This is a genomic window from Legionella steelei (assembly GCF_001468005.1).
Classification (GTDB): Bacteria; Pseudomonadota; Gammaproteobacteria; order Legionellales; family Legionellaceae; genus Legionella; species Legionella steelei.
Map to the genome: position 1 here is coordinate 737,549 of NZ_LNYY01000021.1, position 21,452 is coordinate 759,000.

Below are 21,452 nucleotides of genomic sequence, written 5' to 3' on the forward strand. Positions count from 1 at the left end.
AATTACCTAATATACAAATCCAAACGTAGCGAAGATATCGTTAGTCTATATTCAATTTGATACTTCAATCAGAGGATCTATCGTTGTAAAACGCACAGGATGATGGTGTTGTCGCTTTGACAGATAAATTTGGCTTTGCGCTTTCTAATTTACTGCTTTATTGATATGTGCCTGATAAGCTCTGAGATGGAGGCGAGAATGCGCCTCCTGATATCCATATAAAAAATTATCTTTTCTCAATAGTCGCTTCACCAGCACCATTTACAGTTAGAGTATATCCGTTCTTTGATAAAAATTTTGGAGAGATATCACCCGTATCAAGATTCATTTTGACTTCACCTACTTCTATAGGATTAGAAGTATTAGTAGCCATTTTAATTATTGCAGAGCATTCTTTGCCCGTTGTGTGTCCATAGCAAGCTAATTTTACGAGATTCCAATAAACTTTTTGTGTTGAATTGCCAGCCGTTGGGTATGCAGAAGGGACGCCTGCTATATAGGCATTAGATTCTTCTGGAGTTTTATTATGAGTGATTAAATAGGCTGGACTTGCAAAAGCTGTTACAGCACTTAAACTTAAAGCAATTGCTGAAAAACCTTTAAATATTAAATTCATTATATCTTTTTCTCCGTTTAATTATAAATGATTGGTACAAGTTATCATCCTCAATAAGTCTGAAGAAAACGCACGGTTCTATACCAATCGGCTGTTCTACATCGTTAAAACGCCCCAAGAGTATATCGTAAAATAGCCTAGTGTCTATCAACATTAGTTTTAGACAACAAATGATTGACTCAAATTAAGATGATTTATTCTGGCTTAATAAGCGTGCGATATCTTTGGCAAAGTAAGAGATTATAAAATCTGCACCAGCACGTTTTATCGCTGTTAGACTTTCTATTATGGCGTGTTCTTCATTGATAAGTCTGTTTTGAGCGGCTATTTTGATCATCGAATATTCACCGCTTACCTGATAGGCACAAAGAGGCACTTCAGGGAAATGTTGTTTTAGTTTTGCAATCACATCCAAGTAAAATCCGGCAGGCTTAACCATCATCATATCGGCTCCTTCTTCAAGATCTAATGCTGTTTCTCTAAGGGCTTCGGCACCATTTGCAGGGTCCATTTGATACGCCTTACGATTGCCAAACTTTGGTGCTCCCTGTGCAGCTTCTCTAAAAGGTCCATATAGGCAAGAGCAATATTTTGCACTGTAGCTTAGGATGGGAATATGTTGATATCCTTGGATATCCAATGCGTTACGAATCGCATGGACCATTCCATCAGTCATTCCGCTAGGTGCTACCCAATCAGCGCCAGCTTTTGCATGGCTCACCGCTTGTTTTGCAAGGAAAGCCAAAGTCTTATCGGTATCAATGCATTCACCATTAAGTACACCACAATGTCCATGATCTGTGTATTCACAAAAACAAAGATCAGTAATAATTAAGATGTCTTTATTCACTGCGCGAATTTTTGCTATCGCCTGTTGAATAATTCCTTCATCATTGAATGATTCGCTACCATATGCATCTTTATGTTTAGGAATACCAAACAGAAGGACTGCGGGAATTCCCAAAGAAGTCAGTAATTCAATTTCTCTAGGGATGCAATCGAGGCTCAATTGAAACTGACCAGGCATTGCGCTTATTTCCTGAGGCTCATTAAGTAGTTCACTAATAAATAAAGGAGCGATAAATTGCTGGGGATGCAGGCGTGTTTCTTTAACCAATGCACGCGACATTGCGCTACTTCTTAAACGAGTCAATCTTAAGGGTATGTTGTAATCGGTCATGGAGTTAATCCTGTTATTAATTCATTAGACAAGCAGTCTATTTTTTGTGGCATAAAAATCCGAGATATATTAACACAATTACTGTAGCCTAGGTGCAGCGTAGCGGAACTCGGCTTGTAATTCATGCTCATAATTCTCGCGTTCCGCTATGCTGCACCCAGGCCACAAAACATTCAGATCTAAATTTCAGAGAGTTTGACAAAAAATTCAGCGTTTTCTTTTTTTAATTTTCTTATTCGAGGTATACAGAAAATCAATCGCGCTGCTGGTGTCACTGTTGCTTATTTGAATACTAAAAAATCGATTAAGTAAGTATCTGAGTGTCAACATATTGGTGTCTGTTTGTGAAAGCCCAATGTTATAGCTTAAATAGAAACGTTTCGAAAGGGATTTTCCTACCACAAAAGAAGTGGTGTCACTTGAGGTATTGGTGGCTTGATTATAGTTAGTATTGGTTTGTACATTAAAATCAATACCTGCGGATTGTTTGAGCTGTTCTAAAAGGCGAAGACTGTTTGTGTTGCTTCCCAAGTTCATGGAAGATATCGCTGTGAGAAGTAATTGTCCTCCAGCTTTATTTGCCTGGTTTGCTGGACGCCCAAGAACAAGCATGGAAAGAATGTCTGCTTGTGAAAGAACAGCAGGCTCAGAAAACAATTGAATTTTGGGACGAGCTAATCGACCAGTTACTTCAACTCCTAAAATCATGGTTTCCCCATAATTAATATTTTGCAGATTCGTGCTATTGAAGTCTAAAAGTTGGCTTGAGCTGGCAAAGGTTGTAGGGGTAGTGCTAATTTTTTTTGCTGCACGAACATTAATACCTGGATTAGAAATAGGCCCGCCAGTAAAAATGAGTTGTCCTTGTTGTATCGCTAAATCTTGCCCATAGGCCTTATACGTACCATCTCTAACGGATAATTCTCCATATGCATTGATCGAGTTTTGTTGTGATTGCTTTACATGCAGTGTTCCATTCAAATGGCCTTTTAACCCTTTTACATCGATGGCTACTTCTTTTCCCATTACAAGATCAATATCCATACTGTTAATCGGACTAAAGGATGGTGCTGGTTTTTCCTTACGCTTATAAACTATATCATCTGGCAAAGAGATGCTGTTATGAAATGAGCGAGGTTTGATTTCAGCATAAGGAACCAAAACAGTACCAGAAAGAGTTTGCGTTGTTGGTGTGACATGCAGATTGAGTTTAGGGGAAATATGAATTTTGTATTCGCTGGTTTGAACCAATGGAAAATTATCTCCTTCCAAGGTGAAATCCCCTGTAAATTGAGCGCTTAGATTTCCTTTGCCAGTCAGTGATAAATGATGACCTGCAGATATGGCCGAACCTGTTGCTTCCCAGGATCGCTCTTTGCCGTGGATATTTACCTCGAGAGTATCAAGATTAAGTCCTAGCTTAGGTAAGGAAAGACTTGTTTTGCTGAGCATAAGATGACTTGTGACTTTTCTTTTCTTCATCGTGCCGCTTACTTTGAATGACGCAACCAATTGTCCTTTGAGCTTATTAATTTCTGGACTGATTTTTTGTAAAAAGTCCAATGAGTTTATTTCCAATGATAATTCACTCTTTATGGGCTGGTCATCTTTTAAGCCAGTATCAAGAGCAAATTGAGGAAGTTTAAATTTTAGTTTTAAATTTTTATGTTCATCAATGGTCAAGATTCCAGAACCGTTAAGTTGCTCAGGTGAAAGGGTCACTTTCAGAGAGCCACCTTTAAATTGAACCCGAGATATAGTGTCATTATCAGGTAGCTGATAAAAACCGGGATGTATGGTGAGCAATAAATTTCCCTGATTTTTAGCAGTGATCACACCTTTGGTAGAGAAACTGGTATATAAACGCGTGTGTTGTGCTGATATATTTGGGGGTTGGGTCAGATGCGCATCAAATGTCCAGGTCCATGGCAGTGTTCCCCGAATTGTTGCATCCATCAACCAATGAGCTTCTGGTTCGGTGGTTACTTGTGAGTTTAGATTAATTTGCATGTTGGGGAGGACACCTGTAGCCGTGACTGTTCCTTTTTTACTGCTCATGATTTTATCTTGTGCCGATTTCCACTGCATGCCATGCCATTGAGCAGTGACTAATTGGCTTTCTCTTAACGCATGAGGACGCCATTGAACGTCTAGTTGTTCTATTCTTAATTTAAGCGATTCATTTTGATATTCAACACCACTCAAGACAAAGTGATTGAATAAGCTGCCTTCAATTTGTTGAATTTTAATAGTGCCTGGTAAGTATAAATGACTGAATTGAATAAGAGTGCGTAAACCGGGCTTTGTTTCTAGTAAAAACAAAGCCATCCCACCCAATAAAATAAGAAGTAGGCAACTAAAATAAAGTATTTTAACTAAAACACGGAGAGTTTTTCTTAAAAAACGTCTCATAAGTCTGGTCCCATACTGATGACCAAACGTGGACCATTGCTATCTCGCCGCCATCGACCATTAATTGCTTGTGCTAATCCTACTTTAATTGGACCTATAGGTGAAACCCACATTAAACCACCGCCTGCATCATAATAACTTTTTAAAGGAGTTGGATTGTAAATCGCTCCTGCATCATAAAATGCAATCAAGTACCAATTTTTTTTGGTTTCTTTTTGAATTTCAAAACCAGCATAACTTATTATTCTGCTTGGACCTATTGAATTAAAACTAAATGCTTTTAAATTATCCGTTCCTCCTAAAAGTAATGCAAGTGATACAGGCTGCTGGTTAATATTATTAATTGCTGTAAATCCTTGAATTGCATGCCCGTAAAGACGTAAACGGAGAGGCTCAATTCGCATTGCTACTTTCATATCTAAAGAGGCTTGAGCCAAATTAATGGTAGATAAGAGTGCTTGACTTGCTGCAAGACCATTAAACGTAATGTTATATCCCGAGGGAGAAAAGAGCAGGCCTTGGGTTTTGCTCCACGTGAACGTTGCCTTAGGATAGAGTAGAAACTGTTTTGTATTTTCCTGAAATGCGTAATGAAATCCCTCATAAAGCGTGTTTAAGGACAAAGTGCGTTGGTAATCGGTGATTCGATGTTGTTGTGCCAATGAGATAAGAAACGAGTTACTATATCCTGCACTATAATTTAAATTCGAAAAATTACCTGTAAGCGTGTATTGATCCTGAATAGGATTTTTACCTGGAATAACATACTGGGCTTGTAATGCGTTTTGCACAAAAGAACCTTGTGCCATAAGATTGAATTTATGTCCCTGACGATTGACAGGTACCACATGTAATGCAGCGCGACCACGAACGCCAGTGTCAGTTCCATAACCCGCACCTAAAGTATAAGAGTATTTGGATACAGGTTCCGTGTAGATTTGTACAGGTACTGTTGTGTTTTCTGTAATTTGTGGCTTTACAAGTACGGAACTGAAATAACCGCTATTTGATAGAACATTATTTAATTGCAGTACTTTATCGCCTGAATAGACTTGTCCTGGGTGAAAAGGAACAAAACGATGCAATAACTTAGGATCAATATATGTGGGACTAAACTGTATCTGTCCAAAATAATAAAGAGGGCCTGTGTCAAGAACTAATGTGATTTCTGCTGTGTAACTATCTTCATCAATTAAAATTTCACTTTTTTTAAAGCCTGCGTGCATATATCCTTGGGTTTCAGCCGCTTCGAGCAGTTTTAATTTGGCTTGCTCGTATTGTTCAGTAAAAAGGGGCGTCTTTGGGGTTAATGCCACATTTTTTACTGTATCGCGGAGAATAGGATTACGTGCTCCCTCACCAATTACTTCAATTGTAATTCGAGAAATCATGATTTGCGGGCCGGGATGGATAATAACTGACAGCTCGCGTGTATTAGTTCTTCGCAGTTTGGCTTCTGCCTTAAAATAACCAAAAGGCTGCACAGCTTGAACTACTTGCTCTTGTAATTCTTCCAAGGTGAATTGGTCAAGGGGTTTTAATTTTTGTAATTCACTTAAACGTTTTTCAACATTCGCTTCGACTTTTCCAGAAACCCCATAAATTGTAATGGCTTCGGAGTCATTGCTTTTTGCAAATAGTGCAAAACAGGTAATGAGCAGTATCAGATAGATGAGTTTTTTCATGATAGTCTCAGTAGGTGTTTCACCAAAAATATCCCTGCTTGTATCAGAAAATACCTAAGTATTTGCGCTGCATTATTAGAAATGCTATATCGAGAGTAGGTTGAACGAAAAATAAGTTGGCAAATACTTATCTACTGATGTATGCTGCATTCGCTTAGTTTATTTTTAACTCAACTTGGTCTCAAATATTGCTTTCCACCAGATTTAAGTATACCTCTTGATTGGTTACGAATATACCCTTAATCGAGAGGGTGGACTAAGGTAGCGGTATGAACACGTTAGAAGGCACAGCTTATTCTAACCTGGACTAAGGTTCAAAATAAAGATTCATAAGAGTTTGATAGATCTTCAATCTTTCTTGAGTCTAATACTGTGGATAAATTTTGAAGGAACTAACGTATGGGCTTACCTATTACACAAAGTGAATTTGAAAAAATTTTAGATGATATTTTGCTATACAAAAAAGGGCTACCTCCAGGTGCTAAACTTCCTCTTGCTGCTTATTTAAAGGAAAAAGGCTACGCCTCCATTTTACAGAATCTTAATTTTGCAGTTCCAGGTAAAACAGTCAATACGATGCAGATGCAACGAGCAGATGGTTCTTTGGTGAGTGCAACTAAATTACCTCGTAGAACGGATTTATTGAATAATATTGATTTTACCGGTTGTGAAATAAAAAACTGTCAGTTTGATACATGTGATTTATCAGGATCGATTTGGCGTGAGCAAGAGATCCGTGATTCTTCTTTTAATAATACGGTGATTAATTATGCTTCATTCCATGGTGTTCGCTTTATTAGCAATCAGTTTACACAGACTTCCTTCGATTACAGCACGTTAAATGATTTGCTTTTCTTGGGAAATCATTTTCTACGTACTCGTTTTAATTATTTAAAGCAATTGTGTAAGCTAACGTTTACAGATTGTATTATGCAGCAAGCTTCCATATTGGGTGGCGCTCGAGCTGTAGACGTGATTATAAATAACTCTCCTGGAGCGAGTTTGTCTCATGTAAGTGAGTTGTTAACTGATAAAGAGATTGCAATGCATCAGGTTAAAAAAACAAATACTAAGCCTGCTGTATTGGTGTCTTGGAATAATGTGACCCCATTGCTGACTGCAACATTGGCTGAGAAAATGTTATTGGCGCAAGGGATATATCCAGTGCGCATGGATGTAATGCCAGAAGTAGATGCTGCATTATTAGATAAAGAAATCAATACGCTAAATGCATTAACCCAACACAGGTTGCAACAATTAAAAGATGACGTGCTTGCAAAAGCTAAAAAGCTAGCGACTAAGTCTTCAAAAGAATTAAGCTATGAGGCGCAAAGTAAAAGCGATATAGCCGAGCAATGTTCTGTGAAAGCAAGCGCAGACGATATATCAACTATTTTTACAGCAGAATGGAAAAAACAAGGTATTAGTTTTCCTTTGCTAATGATTCAAATCATGCGTGAAGAAAACACTAAAAAACCATCTGCATTTCCACAAATGTCGACTCTTTATAGCCATGCGAAAGCAATCTTCAATCAGGTGGATGGTGTCCTGTTAACAGGGGGACAAGATATGGATCCGCGTATTTACGGAGAAAAATGTCATCCTAAAACTGGTTTACCAACATATACTGAGCATCCAGAATTGAGTGATCCACGCCGTGATATTCTTGAATTTAGTTTAGTCTATATGCAACAACGTGAGTCAGCACCTAAACCCCTATGCGGTATTTGTCGCGGGTCACAAGTGATTGCTGCGTCATACGGTGCAACAATTTATCAAGAGCTTGATTCACCGGAAAGACGTCAATATTTAGTTGAACCTATTCAACTGAAAAGTATAAAAACAACAGCCCCTTTATATTCGACGGGTAGAACTTTGGCATCTGTAGCAGATAAGGAAGCGCTTAATGTGATATTCATGCATCACCAAGGCTATGATTTAGGGCAAGCTTTTGGTGTGGAAGCTACTGCTTCAACGCAAACCTCGGGGGGTAAGATAATTGATATTGTTGGAGAAAACTTGCAGCAGAATATTACTTTGACCCAAGCACATATTGAATATTACATGGACCAAGAGGAAGGGGGGACGGGTGGATTTGCCCCACATGTTAGTGCGAGTACAGCTGGGAGTATATTGCAGCAATTTCAAATGAGAGTTTTGGCTTACTGTCAAAATCAACGATTATTATCTCATGTAATTCCTAATATGTTTTTCACAAAAAGTGCCTCTGTATTAAAGGAGAGGTCAGAGCATAGCGCTTCAATTTCATTAAGTACTTAAAGTTGAATAAGGACATCTTAGACTTATTAGATATCAAAAGTAGGTTGAGTCTTGGCCCAACTTACTTTTGATTGCATTTTGACTTTACTACATAAAGCTTACAGATCAGCTGTCTCCATGTTTTTGAACCTATAAATTAAGTCAAGTGCTTCTCTTGCTGTTAAACGATCCGGATCAACTTGCGCTAGCTCTCGTAAAATAGGTGAGAGGGGTTTTACTTGAACTATAGACTGCGTTTGAGTTATTGGAGGTGCCTGATTTTGCATATGATTTAAGTGCGTATGCGCAATTTTTAAAACCTCAGGAGGTATCCCTGCAAGCTCGGCTACTTCAAGTCCGTAACTTCGATTCGCATGGCCTGGTTCGACACGATATAAAAAAATGATACGGCCGGTCTCCAATGATGCTTGCAAATGAACATTGCGGATGCAGGACCATTGTTGAGGAAGATTAGTTAACTCAAAGTAGTGCGTAGAAAATAAAGTGTATGCTTTAATGCTCGTAGCCAGATAAGCACAGCTGGCATAGGCCAATGCCATACCATCATAAGTACTGGTACCGCGACCAATTTCATCAATTAAGACCAGGCTCTTATGGGTTGCTTGCCTTAAAATTTGAGCGGTTTCTGTCATTTCCACCATAAAAGTGGAGCGTCCGGAGGCTAAATCATCACTGGCGCCAATACGGGTAAAAATTCTATCGATAGGTCCTAAAGTTGCCGATTTAGCGGGTACAAAACTGCCAATATGTGCTAGAAGTACAATCAAAGCAGTTTGTCTCATGTAGGTTGATTTACCTCCCATGTTGGGCCCGGTAATGAGCAATATATTTTGTGATGGTTTGAGTTGTAAGTCATTAGCAATAAAACGCTCTTGCAGCAAATGTTCAATTACTGGATGACGACCTGCCTCAATGGAGATTTGTGATTCAGGCACCAGATTAGGGCAACACCAATTGAAACTTTGAGCTCGTTCCGCAAGAGTGGCTAACACATCTAATTTGGCCAATGCTTGTGCCAAAAGCGTTAATTCGTTGATGTTGTTTTGGATTTCTAGTAGCAGGTTTTCATACAACCACTTTTCACGTGCCAAAGCCTTAACTTGTGCTGATAATACTTTCTCCTCAAACTGCTTTAATTCCGGCGTAATATAGCGCTCCACGTTTTTTAAGGTTTGTTTTCTGTGGTAATGAGTAGGTGCTTTTTCTGATTGGGCTTTAGAAAGCTCAATGTAATAACCTTGTACATTATTAAAGCCAAACTTCAGAGAAGAGAGGCCAGTCTTTTGCTTTTCTTCTTGCTCCAAATGCAGGAGTTTGTCATTAGCACGTGTACTGAGCATCCTAAGCTCATCAAGCTCTTCGTCAAAACCTGGTGCGATAACCCCGCCATCGCGAATTAACACGGGTGGATTTTCTATAATTGCTGCAGCAAGCAATTGTTGTAGTGTCGGTAATGGTTTAATGTCTTTTTTTAATTGTACTATGAGCTCGCTTGAGTGATGGGCCAGTATGGAATTCAATTCTGGAAGTAACGCTAAAGTATGAGTTAAAGCGACTAAATCACGTGGGCGAGCCGATTTTAAAGCAATGCGTGAGACAATTCGTTCTACATCACATGTTTGTCTTAGTAATTCATAGACAGACATGTTGCATTGAAGACGCATGATTTCCATTATGGCATTCTGGCGTGCCATAATTTGCTCATGTTGTATGAGAGGTCTTCCTAACCAACGCTTGAGCAAACGACTGCCCATGGAGCATGCAGTTTTATCCAACAGCGATAACAGGCTGTTTTCATGACTGCCATTCATATTTTCAAATATTTCGAGATGTTTTTGTGTCGATGCATCCAGTTGCAAGTAATCATTGCTATGTTCAAGTGTCATTGTTGTTAAATGAGGAAGAGCTTGTTTTTGTGTCGCATGCAAATAGGTTAATAATGCCCCTGCTGCAACAAGTGCTGTAGCATTCTCTTCCTCACCAAATACTCTAAGGTCATTTACTGCAAATTGCTCACATAAGAGTTTTTTAGCATTGTCAAAGTGAAACTCCCAACCTGGCCGAAGTTTAATTGGGAAATTCAGACAGTACTCTTCCAAGGGAGATTCTTCTTGTAACAGTAATTCAGCAGGCTGCAAGCGTGTGAGCTCCGCACTGAGTTGATTTGTTTCTGTTAATTGCTGAATGTGAAAACGTCCGCTGCTGAGTTCAACCCAAGCTAAGCCAATTTTTTGTTTTTGGTGGTGAATGGCCAGTAATAAATTATCTTTTTTAGCATCCAAAAGTGCTTCATCGGTTACTGTCCCTGGGGTGATAATGCGAGTTACTTGTCGTTCAACGGGACCTTTACTGGTTGCGGGATCTCCTATTTGTTCACAAATAGCTACTGATTCACCTTTTTTGATCAGTCGTGCGAGATAATTTTCCACAGCATGATAAGGAACACCAGCCATGGGAATTGGCTTGTCCGCAGATTGACCGCGATGAGTTAACGTGAGATCCAATAATTGTGACGCCCGTTTGGCATCATCAAAAAATAACTCATAAAAATCACCCATACGATAGAGCAAGAGCATATCAGGATATTCTGATTTAATGCGTAAATATTGTTGCATCATTGGAGTATGGGAAGTAGTCATGAAGGCTGTTATCTCGAGTTGAAAGTGCGGCGATTTTAGCAAAATCATTAAAGGTAGAGTAGAGGTCATTTATATTCATCAAAATGAGCAGAGATGTGATGATAGAAATCCTTAATGTGGGGCAGATGAAACCGCAATTATTTTTGCATGATTGTCTTTTTAAGTGTCAATAAATAACCCTAGCTTCAAGAATAGAATCTGAGATATTATCATTTAGTTACAATGAACTGGCAAAGGAAAGGCTATGTTAACTGCAAAGGATGTTAAAACTGTTGAGGCCGCAAAACAAATTATTGAGGAGCGTAATCTAAGCCATGTCAAGGTTGGTTTATTTGACGTGGATGGAGTGATGCTTGGAAAGTATATGAGCCGTAATAAATTCTTCTCGGCTTTGGATAATGGTTTTGCTTTCTGTGATGTGATCTTAGGTTGGGACTCCAAAGATAAGCTCTATGATAATGGAAAATATACAGGCTGGCACACAGGTTATCCTGATGCTTTAGTGCGCATTTTGCCAGAAACATGTCGCGATCTTGTTTTTGAAGAGAATCAGCTGTTATTTATGGCTGAATTTGCTGGGGAAGCTGAAAATCTATGTCCACGAGCATTACTACGCCGCATGGTTAATAAAGCAGATGCGATGGGGTTTGATGCTTATGCGGCATTAGAATATGAATTCTTTATGTTTGATGAAACGCCAGACAGTATACGCGCTAAAGGCTTTCGTGATTTAAAACCCATGACCCCCGATTTTTTTGGTTACTCGATGATTCGCAACACGGTTCATGCCGACTTATATCATCAAATCCTCAATATGAGCGAGATCATGGATTTTCCTATTGAAGGTTTGCATGCAGAAACAGGTCCTGGGGTAATTGAAGCAGCTATTGCTGTAGATAACGCCACAGAAGCAGGCGATAAGGCGGCATTATTTAAAACATTTATGAAGGTTTTAGCGCAACGAAACGATAAAATGGCAACCTTTATGGCCAAATGGTCACCGAACTATCCCGGGCAAAGTGGGCACATCCATCTCTCTTTACGACATAAAAATAATCGAGGCAGTGCTTTTTACGATCCTGCGATGCAACATAATATGAGTAAAATTCAAAGACATTTCGTAGCAGGACAACAAAAACTAATGCCTGAGTTTTTAGCAATGGTTGCTCCTACTGTGAACAGTTTTTCTCGACTGATTCCAGGCTTCTGGGCACCAACGGATGCGACATGGGGGGTAGAGAATCGTACAACCGCATTACGCGTTATCCCTGGAAGTGATAAGTCACAACGTGTCGAGTATCGCCTAGGTTCTGCTGATTCAAATCCTTATTTGGCCTTGGCTGCGGCCTTAGGTTCTGGATTGTACGGCATTGAGCATGAACTGGAGCCATACCCAGAAATTAAAGGTAATTCTTATACACAACACCATCAAGCGGAACTCGCTTTGCCAAGAACTTTGTGGGAAGCTGCTTCTCGCCTTAGAGAGTCAAAGGCTGCCAAAACTTTATTTGGCCAACCCTTTGTCGAGCATTTTGCAGCTTCTCGCGAATGGGAGGAACGTGAGTTTCGTCGTCATATTACTGATTGGGAATTAGATCGCTATTTTGAAATTATTTAACTTGGATTTTCGAAATTATGAACGATACATTGAAAACTTATTCGCCTATAGATAATTCGCTTTATGTAGAGCGTGCTTTTGCTAAAGATGATGAAATCCAATTCGCTTTGGACCGCTCATTAAGTGCCAAAAAGCTGTGGGCTAATACCACTTTGAGCGAGCGTGAGCGCTATTGCAGCGCAGCTGTAGATGCCTTAGTTGCTAATAAGGACGAGATTGCCTGGGAAATTTGCTGGCAAATGGGACGCCCAATCCGCTCTGCTGCAGGAGAGATTAATGGTTTTGAGGAGCGTGCACGTTATATGATTGCTGCCGCAAGTGCCGCACTTGCGCCGATTATGCTGCCTGAAAAAACAGGTTTTATTCGTTACATCAAACGAGAACCACTAGGAGTGACCTTTGTTATTGCTCCATGGAATTATCCTTACCTTACCGCAGTGAATGCGATTATCCCGGCTATTATGGCCGGAAATGTTGTCTTACTGAAGCATTCAGCGCAAACACCACTTGTTGCGGAACGATTTGCCCAAGCATTTAGAGAGGCAAATCTCCCTGAAGGGGTATTTCAGTATTTGCATCTAACTCATGCAGATACAGAAAAGGTTTTGTATCACCCTGCAATAAATAATGTTGCTTTTACGGGTTCGGTTGCTGGTGGCGAGATGGTGGAGCGTGTTACGGCAGGACGTTTTTTGAATATTGGCTTAGAACTTGGGGGAAAAGATCCTGGATATGTACGTTTCGATGCTGATATTGATCACGCGGTAGAAACACTTGTGGATGGTGCATTTTTTAATTCAGGCCAATCGTGTTGTGGTATTGAGCGTATCTACGTCCACCGAGATGTTTATGAGCAGTTTGTTAATAAAGCAGTAGCGTTGACGATGCAGTATCGACTTGGACGTCCTGATGATCCGAATACAACTTTAGGACCACTCGTGCGCTCCTCTGCCGCAGAGTTTGTTCGTGGCCAGATTCGAGAAGCGTTGGCACAAGGTGCTGTAGCCCATATCGATAGCCAAAAATTTGTTATGGATCAACCCGGATCTGCGTACATGGCTCCGCAGATTTTAACGGAAGTAAACCATAAAATGCGGATAATGACTGAAGAAACATTTGGACCCGTAGTAGGTATTATGCCTGTTGATAGCGACGATGAAGCGATTGCACTAATGAATGACAGTGATTATGGTTTAACAGCCGCTGTTTTTACTCAAGATATAGAGCAGGGAATTGCCATTGGCGAACAGCTCCAAACAGGAACATTTTTTATCAATCGTTGTGATTATTTGGATCCTGCGTTGGCTTGGACTGGAGTCAAAAATTCTGGACGTGGGTGTACGCTTTCTTCTATAGGATATGAGGTATTAACCAGACCTAAGTCTTTTCATATAAAAACAAACAATTAGGGGTTATTTTACAATTCCCTCGGACTTGAACTGGGGGAATTGTAAACAGACTCCAGAAAAGGATCTATAAATGAGTACATCATCATTAAAGGCTAACTGGAATTATCCCACCTCAATAAAGGTGGGGGCAGGGCGTGCATGCGAACTTGTCGATGCGTGCCATACTCTGGGGATGAAATCCCCTTTGTTAGTCACAGACAGCAATCTTGCAAAATTACCTATGATTGAATCAGCATTAGCGAACTGTCGTAATGCGGGTTTGCATGGTGCTTTATTTTCGGATGTAAAAGCAAACCCAACAGGTGAAAATGTCTTTGCTGGCGTGGAAGCTTATCGAAGTGGCCAACATGATGGAATTATTGCTTTTGGAGGCGGTTCTGCTTTAGACGCAGGCAAAGCAATTGCATTAATGATTGGACAAAACCGTCCCCTATGGGACTTTGAAGACATTGGAGATAATTGGCAACGAGTGAATGTTGCAGGTATCGCCCCTATTATAGCACTACCAACCACGGCAGGTACTGGTTCGGAAGTTGGGCGTGCTTCGGTGATAACCGATATGCAGCACCAACGCAAGAAGATTATTTTTCATCCAAAGATGTTACCTTCCATCGTTATTTTAGATCCTGAATTAACGGTCGCTTTACCACCGAAGATTACTGCAGCAACGGGTATGGATGCATTATCTCATTGTCTAGAGGCCTATTGTGCACCCAATTATCATCCCATGGCAGAGGGGATTGCTCTTGAAGGGATACGTTTAATAAAAGAACATTTGCCGCAAGTCATGCGTAATGGCAATGATTTAGATTCCAGAACACAAATGCTTGTTGCTTCGATGATGGGAGCAACAGCGTTTCAGCGTGGGTTAGGTGCAATGCATGCGCTCGCTCATCCATTGGGTGCAATCTATGATGCGCATCATGGCCGATTAAATGCAATTTTAATGCCGTATGTAGTGCAAGCCAATCGTTCCGTAATTGAACAAAAAATAGTGCGCTTAGCGAATTACTTAGCAATTGATAATGGATTTGCTGGATTTCTGGAATGGATATTACATTTACGTCGTGAATTAGGTATCGAGCACAGTTTGCTTGAAATTGGTATTGATGCGCATGATGTGGCTCGTATTGCGACAATGGCGACAGAAGATCCTTCCGCACAAAGTAATCCAATTCTTTTTGATGATTTGCAATATAAAAATATTCTTACGGCAGCTATCCATGGGGATCCATATCCTTTGTAGACTAGTGATTAGATTGGCAGAAGCACCTTAAAGGAGCGACATGAATATTGGAATCTTGCAATGTGATCAAGTCGAGACAGAATTGGTTGCGACTTATGGCACTTATCAAGACATGTATATCAAGCTACTACAGCAAGTAGCGTCGAATTTGACATTCACTGTTTATGATGTGCGTTGTGATGAATTACCAAGTCATCTCGATGCTGCTGATGCTTATATTATTACTGGTAGCCGTCATGGTGTTAACGATGGTTTCCCTTGGATTACAGGTCTTGAAGAGTTTGTATTGCGGCTTCATGAAGCAAACAAAAAGGTTATAGGGATTTGTTTTGGTCATCAGCTTATTGCGAAAGCCTTAGGAGGTCAGGTTATAAAATCGCCTAAGGGTTGGGGGGTAGGAATGTCCGTTAATAAAATGACCCAACGCAAAGCATGGATGTCTCCATCCCTTAATCAGCTTAACTTGATTGTGAGCCATCAGGATCAAGTTTTAGTTCTTCCTTCTGAAGCAGAGGTTCTGGCTGCAAGTGATTTTTGTCCGTTTTATATGCTGCAAATTCGTGACAACCTGCTTACTGTGCAAGGTCATCCTGAATTTAGTAAAGTTTATTCCCAAGCATTGATTGAAATGCGGAAAAACAGACTTGGTGAGGAGTTAGTCGAGTGTGGATTAAAATCACTACAGCAACCATGTGATGATGCCGTATTTGCCCAATGGATTGTTAATTTTTTAGACTATTAAAATAAGATAGTGCTACAGGCTTTGACTTTTTTGTTGAAATATCAACAGGTCATGGTTGAATTTAAATTTATTTGCTAGAATCTAAAGGGATTTAAAAAAAATATTAATCTATAGGGAGAATGTAATGAATCGTTTCGCAATAATTGCAGCAACTGGGTTTTTAGCGCTTGCTTTAACTGCATGCGGTCAGCAAGGTAATAAGCAACCGACTGCTGGAACTGAAAATAATACCACTACAACAACACAACCAGCTCAACCTGCTGGTGGAACCCAAAACCAAACACAACACTAAGATTTTAACCTGGGTGACGGCGTAAGCCATAACCCAGGAATATTTCTGGTATATTTATGAATCCTTTTGACAATCTCATCAAAGAAATTGCTGCTATTTTAAAGAAAAAGAACTGGCAATTAGTTACTGCTGAATCATGTACTGGCGGACTTGTTGCAAGCTATCTCACAGACATTCCTGGAAGTTCAGTTTGGTTTGAGCGTGGATTTGTTACGTACAGTAATCTTGCTAAAGAAGAGTTATTGTCTATTCCTAAACAATTAATCGAAGAATATGGTGCAGTGAGTGAGCCTGTTGCTCAAGCTATGGCGACTGGTGCCTTACAACATAGTGCGGGACATGTGGCTGTCTCAGTTACTGGTATTGCTGGTCCAGATGGAGGCAGTCTTGAAAAGCCAGTAGGAACTGTGTGTTTTGGGTGGGCAGCTAAAGACATAAATTCTAAAGTAGTAAGAAAACAATTCACTGGAAACCGACAAGATATACGCTTGGCTGCATGCGAAGTCGTGTTATCAGGCCTTCTGTCCTATATTAAAAATGGATAAAAATTTTTACTAGGTACTTTATTTTCGTGGAACGATGCTGGTTAAATCATTAGCTATCTCGAATCCTTTTTGTTTCAGTTCAACTTGAGTACGATCTATAAAGCTTACTCTTGATTCATCTGCTGTAGGAAAAAATAGATGCTTAGCAGAACGAGTAATATTCATTACCGCGCGCTCAGCGCATAATGCCGTGGATGCGACATTAGAAATTAGTGACGGTTGTTCATGTTTACTTTGCATAGTTGCCACCCTTCGTTTGTTTTAAAATTATACCATTTAATGAAATTTAGATCAATAATTGTGATATTGACTTGGAAGAAATGCTTCTTAACAAAAGAATTAAAGATAATATTTTCTGGGGTGATTAATTTTATAATTTCTGTGTCCTGCTTAGGTTACCAGTTAAATGAAGTAGTAGGGCAAAAAGATGATTTTCTATACAACTTTGCGTGGCTCGGGCTTGAGTGAAAAAACTCATTTTAAACCTGTGAATCAATTTGCTGCTTGTTCCTATCTGTGTGATAATTTTACCCTTGCAAACTACCTGGAAAATATTATGGAAGAAAATAAACAAAAAGCATTATCAGCCGCTCTCTCGCAAATTGAACGTCAATTTGGTAAAGGATCAGTGATGCGTATGGGCGACAGCACCGTATCCCGAGACATCGAAGCCATTTCAACAGGATCGTTAGGCTTGGACATTGCATTGGGAATTGGTGGCTTACCCAAAGGACGTGTCGTTGAAATTTATGGACCAGAGTCTTCTGGTAAAACCACGCTAACTTTACAAGTTATTGCCGAGTGTCAAAAAATGGGTGGTACGGCCGCATTTATTGACGCAGAACATGCATTAGATCCAAGCTATGCACAAAAGCTGGGTGTTAATGTGGATGAGTTATTGGTTTCTCAGCCTGATACTGGAGAACAAGCTCTAGAAATTACCGACATGTTGGTACGTTCAGCAGCTGTGGATGTAATTATTGTTGACTCTGTTGCTGCATTGACTCCCAAAGCGGAAATCGAAGGAGAAATGGGGGATTCACATGTTGGTTTACAAGCTCGACTCATGTCACAAGCGTTACGTAAATTAACTGCTAATATTAAACGGTCTAATACCCTAGTTATTTTTATTAACCAGATTCGTATGAAAATTGGTGTCATGTTTGGCAGCCCTGAAACAACTACTGGTGGTAACGCATTGAAGTTCTATGCTTCTGTTCGCTTAGATATTCGCCGCATTGGGTCAATTAAGAAAGGTGAGGAAATCTTAGGAAGCGAAACACGAGTTAAAGTAGTGAAGAATAAAGTGGCCCCACCATTCAAGATGACAGAATTTGATATTCTCTATAACGAAGGTATTTCTCGTGAAAGTGAAATCATCAATTTGGGTGTTCAACTCAATCTGATTGAAAAATCTGGTGCTTGGTACAGTTATAAAGGAGAGAAAATTGGCCAAGGCAAAGATAATGTTCGCTTGTATTTGAAGGAGAATCCTCAAGTTGCAGTAACTCTTGAGCAGCTCATTCGTACTGAGCTCTTAGAGAAGAAATTACCTATGCTTGCGGCAGCCAGTGCGGAAGAATTTGAGACCGCCGATGACTAAAGCATTTGATAGTGCTGTGCGCCTGTTGTCTAGGCGCGAGCACGGTGCACTAGAACTGTATGAGAAGTTAAAACAAAAAGGATATAGTGTAGTTGAAGTAAACAACGCATTGGATGAATGCCGGCGCTTGGATTTACAAAGTGATCGACGTTTTGTAGAAATATACAGTCGTTCACGTATACGGCAGGGTTATGGACCTTTAAAAATAAGCCAGGAATTGAGCAGTAAAGGAATTGATAAGGAATTAATTCAGCAGTTCATGCGACAAGAAGAAGATAATTGGTTGACTTATGCATTAGATGTTTGGCATAAAAAAAGTAAAGGACAACTTGATCTTTCTTTTGATGAATTGCAAAAACAACAGCGTTTTTTGCTGTATCGTGGATTTGGAATGGATACCATTGTTCAAGTGAAAAAAGAATTGAAAAGATAAAAATGAGATCGTAGTCTTTGGGGAATGAAAAAAATAGCTTTGTAGCCTGGGTGCAGCGTAGCGAAACCTGGGACGTTATCCCTTGCTGTGCTTGGGATGATGAAGAGTACTGCACCCAGGCTACAGATAAAAATTAACTCAAATTGGTATTGAATTAGAAAATGAAAAGTTCTGAAATTAGACAAGCATTCTTTGATTATTTCACACAACGTGGCCATCAACTCGTGGAGTCCAGCTCTTTAGTTCCTGCTAATGATCCTACTTTATTATTTACCAATGCAGGTATGGTGCAATTTAAGGATTTATTTTTAGGACTTGAAACCCGCTCTTATCAACGGGCAGTCACTGCACAACGTTGTGTGCGTGCAGGCGGTAAGCACAACGATTTGGAAAACGTGGGTTATACAGCAAGACACCATACCTTTTTTGAAATGTTAGGTAATTTTAGTTTTGGTGATTATTTCAAGCGTGAGGCCATAAAATTTGCTTGGGAATTTTTGACTCAAGTTCTGCGTTTACCTGAAGAACGTTTGTGGGTGACTGTTTATAAAGACGATCAGGAAGCAGAAGATATTTGGCTAAAAGAAATGAACGTTTCAGCCACACGTTTCTCACGGTGTGGTGAAAAAGATAATTTTTGGTCTATGGGCGATACCGGTCCTTGCGGCCCTTGCACTGAAATTTTTTATGATCATGGTCCTCAAATCCCAGGTGGTCCTCCAGGAAGCCCTGATGAAGATGGCGACCGGTATATAGAAATCTGGAATCTAGTTTTTATGCAGTTTAATCGCGATAAAGATGGGAATCTGCATCCTCTACCTAAACCATCCGTGGATACAGGTATGGGACTTGAGCGACTTGCTGCAGTAGTTCAAGGCGTACACAGCAATTATGAAACCGATATATTCCAATATTTGATTCAATCTACTGCGCAACTTGGAAATAATATCGATTTAAACCATACCTCGCTAAAAGTCATCGCCGATCATATTCGATCATGTGCGTTTCTAATTGCTGATGGAGTGATTCCTGGCAATGAAGGACGAGGGTATGTGCTGAGAAGAATTATTAGAAGAGCAATAAGACATGGTAATAAGTTAGGTTTACCAACACCGTTTTTTTCAAAGTTAGTTGAGCCCTTAATTAAAGTCATGGGTGATGCTTATCCTGAATTGATAAAATATAAGAGCCATGTAGAGAAAATTCTTACTCAAGAAGAGAATCAGTTTGCTCGTACGCTTGATCAGGGTTTGCGTTTATTACAAGAGCAAATGCATTCTCTGGGTGGCCACGAAATATCTGGGGAAATCGCGTTTAAACTGTATGATACTTATGGTTTCCCTGTTGATTTGACAGCGGATATAGCCAGAGAACAAAATCTTTATGTAGATATGGATGGCTTTAATCAATTGATGCGACAACAACGAGAGCAATCTCAGGCAGCCAGCCAATTCAGTGTTGATTATAGTACTAGTGCACAATTAGATTACCAATCTGATTTTCATGGGTATGAAAAAAAGGAAATGGAATCAAAAATTATTGCCTTACTTCAGGAAGGAAAAGAAGTAAACACCTTAAATAAAGGTATGAAAGGGGCTGTGGTCCTTGACCATACACCGTTTTATGCGGAAAGTGGAGGGCAGGTAGGTGATAAGGGCATTTTAACTGGTGCAGGTTTACGTTTTCGTGTCGATGACACACAAAAGAAAGGCCAAGCCATAGTGCATTATGGAGAAGTAGTTGAAGGCACTGGTACTTTAGATCTGTTGGTTAAAGCACAAATTGATAATGAACGCCGCGAGGCTATTCGTTTAAATCATACCGCAACGCACTTATTGCACGCCGCACTTAAAACAGTCATCGGGCCACAAGTACAGCAAAAAGGATCTTTGGTAGATGCAGAGCGTGCGCGTTTTGACTTTTCTCATTTTGAATCATTAACTGCAGAGCAAATACAAGAAGTTGAACTATTAGTTAATGATCAAATTCGTGCGAATCATGAAGTTGTAACCCGAGTTATGGATATTGAATCGGCTAAAGAAAGTGGTGCTGTTGCTCTTTTCGGAGAAAAATATACAGATGAAGTACGTGTATTATCCATGGGAGAGTTTTCTAAAGAACTTTGTGGTGGGACACATGCACGAAGGACTGGTGATATCGGTCTATTTAAAATTGTTGCGGAATATGGGATTGCCAGTGGTGTAAGACGTATCGAGCTGGTGACTGGTCGTTATGCTTTAACCTGGGTTAATGAGCAACAATTTTTGTTGAGCGAATTAGCCTCTTTATTAAAAACCACAACAAATAATTTAGCGGATAAAATCGCACAACTCATCACTGAAAATAAAGGTTTGGAAAAAGAAATTGCCAAATTACAAAGTGAGAAAGCACAAAAATCAGGTGCTGATCTGGCAAATGAGGTGGAAAAAATCAATGGAATCAATTTGCTTGTGAAACAATTGGAAGGCGCAGACAGCCAAACCATGCGTACTACCTTGGATCAATTGAAATCAAGACTTGATTCTGCAGTGATTGTTTTATTTACCCTCGATCAAAGTAAAATGAATGTGATTGCTGGGGTGAGTAAAAATATTTTAGGCAAAGCACCTACAGCAGCTACTTTGGTAAGACATCTTTGTGGAAAGGGTGGTGGTCGAGATGATATGGCTCAGGGCGGCGGCGTTGCTCCGGATGACTTGGAGAAAAAGATAGAAGAAATTAGAGAAATGGTTCGCCACCATTCATAAATCGA

Annotated in this window: 16 protein-coding genes; 10 read left to right on the forward strand and 6 right to left on the reverse strand. The window is 39.9% G+C overall.

Annotated elements, in window-relative coordinates:
- Positions 1-226 precede the first annotated feature (226 nt).
- The 4 genes from Lste_RS17785 to Lste_RS17800 form a co-directional block, all read right to left on the reverse strand.
- Positions 227-616 carry a hypothetical protein gene (locus tag Lste_RS17785; protein WP_058512314.1) on the reverse strand — a complete coding sequence of 130 codons (390 nt, stop codon included), beginning with the start codon at positions 614-616 and terminating at the stop codon, positions 227-229.
- Between the two features lie 184 nt (positions 617-800).
- Positions 801-1,796: a porphobilinogen synthase gene (hemB, locus tag Lste_RS17790; protein ID WP_058512315.1), complete on the reverse strand. Its 996-nt coding sequence runs from the start codon at positions 1,794-1,796 to the stop codon at positions 801-803.
- Between the two features lie 207 nt (positions 1,797-2,003).
- Positions 2,004-4,208 (reverse strand): translocation/assembly module TamB domain-containing protein, encoded by a 2,205-nt coding sequence (locus Lste_RS17795; RefSeq protein ID WP_058512316.1) that lies wholly within the window; start codon positions 4,206-4,208, stop codon positions 2,004-2,006.
- Positions 4,205-5,893 (reverse strand): autotransporter assembly complex protein TamA, encoded by a 1,689-nt coding sequence (locus Lste_RS17800; RefSeq protein WP_058512317.1) that lies wholly within the window; start codon positions 5,891-5,893, stop codon positions 4,205-4,207. Before Lste_RS17800 ends, Lste_RS17795 begins: the two co-directional genes overlap by 4 nt.
- A 399-nt stretch (positions 5,894-6,292) precedes the next feature.
- Between Lste_RS17800 and Lste_RS17805 the strand changes: the two genes are divergently transcribed.
- The gene (locus Lste_RS17805) at positions 6,293-8,173 is read left to right on the forward strand and encodes a gamma-glutamyl-gamma-aminobutyrate hydrolase family protein (protein ID WP_058512318.1); all 1,881 of its coding nucleotides are present in this window, start codon (positions 6,293-6,295) and stop codon (positions 8,171-8,173) included.
- A gap of 98 nt (positions 8,174-8,271) precedes the next feature.
- Here the strand turns inward: Lste_RS17805 and mutS are convergent, their stop codons facing one another.
- The gene (gene mutS, locus Lste_RS17810; protein ID WP_058512485.1) at positions 8,272-10,812 is read right to left on the reverse strand and encodes a DNA mismatch repair protein MutS; all 2,541 of its coding nucleotides are present in this window, start codon (positions 10,810-10,812) and stop codon (positions 8,272-8,274) included.
- A 244-nt stretch (positions 10,813-11,056) separates the two neighbouring features.
- Here mutS and Lste_RS17815 point away from each other — a divergent pair, with 244 nt between their 5' ends.
- From Lste_RS17815 to Lste_RS17835, 6 genes are all read left to right on the forward strand, one after another.
- Positions 11,057-12,430: a glutamine synthetase family protein gene (locus Lste_RS17815; protein WP_058512319.1), complete on the forward strand. Its 1,374-nt coding sequence runs from the start codon at positions 11,057-11,059 to the stop codon at positions 12,428-12,430.
- Between the two features lie 17 nt (positions 12,431-12,447).
- A complete protein-coding gene (locus Lste_RS17820; protein ID WP_058512320.1) occupies positions 12,448-13,839 on the forward strand; it encodes an aldehyde dehydrogenase family protein in 1,392 nt (463 codons plus the stop codon).
- Between the two features lie 70 nt (positions 13,840-13,909).
- The gene (locus tag Lste_RS17825; protein ID WP_058512321.1) at positions 13,910-15,085 is read left to right on the forward strand and encodes an iron-containing alcohol dehydrogenase; all 1,176 of its coding nucleotides are present in this window, start codon (positions 13,910-13,912) and stop codon (positions 15,083-15,085) included.
- Positions 15,086-15,125: 40 nt separating this feature from the next.
- Positions 15,126-15,827: a glutamine amidotransferase-related protein gene (locus Lste_RS17830; RefSeq protein ID WP_058512322.1), complete on the forward strand. Its 702-nt coding sequence runs from the start codon at positions 15,126-15,128 to the stop codon at positions 15,825-15,827.
- A 124-nt stretch (positions 15,828-15,951) separates the two neighbouring features.
- Positions 15,952-16,119, forward strand: coding sequence for a hypothetical protein (locus tag Lste_RS19455; protein ID WP_193393443.1), 168 nt, complete (start codon positions 15,952-15,954; stop codon positions 16,117-16,119).
- 56 nt (positions 16,120-16,175) lie between these two features.
- Positions 16,176-16,664 (forward strand): CinA family protein, encoded by a 489-nt coding sequence (locus Lste_RS17835; RefSeq protein ID WP_058512323.1) that lies wholly within the window; start codon positions 16,176-16,178, stop codon positions 16,662-16,664.
- An 18-nt stretch (positions 16,665-16,682) separates the two neighbouring features.
- Here the strand turns inward: Lste_RS17835 and Lste_RS17840 are convergent, their stop codons facing one another.
- On the reverse strand, positions 16,683-16,904 hold the full coding sequence (locus Lste_RS17840) for a hypothetical protein (RefSeq protein WP_058512324.1): 222 nt from the start codon (positions 16,902-16,904) through the stop codon (positions 16,683-16,685).
- Positions 16,905-17,220: 316 nt separating this feature from the next.
- Between Lste_RS17840 and recA the strand changes: the two genes are divergently transcribed.
- The 3 genes from recA to alaS all read left to right on the forward strand — a co-directional run bounded on the left by recA (position 17,221) and on the right by alaS (position 21,447).
- Entirely contained in the window at positions 17,221-18,267 is a 1,047-nt protein-coding gene (gene recA / locus Lste_RS17845) for a recombinase RecA (RefSeq protein WP_058512486.1), read from the forward strand.
- Positions 18,260-18,700 carry a recombination regulator RecX gene (gene recX, locus Lste_RS17850; RefSeq protein WP_058512325.1) on the forward strand — a complete coding sequence of 147 codons (441 nt, stop codon included), beginning with the start codon at positions 18,260-18,262 and terminating at the stop codon, positions 18,698-18,700. Before recA ends, recX begins: the two co-directional genes overlap by 8 nt.
- A gap of 161 nt (positions 18,701-18,861) precedes the next feature.
- Positions 18,862-21,447 carry an alanine--tRNA ligase gene (gene alaS / locus Lste_RS17855; RefSeq protein WP_058512326.1) on the forward strand — a complete coding sequence of 862 codons (2,586 nt, stop codon included), beginning with the start codon at positions 18,862-18,864 and terminating at the stop codon, positions 21,445-21,447.
- Positions 21,448-21,452 lie beyond the last annotated feature (5 nt).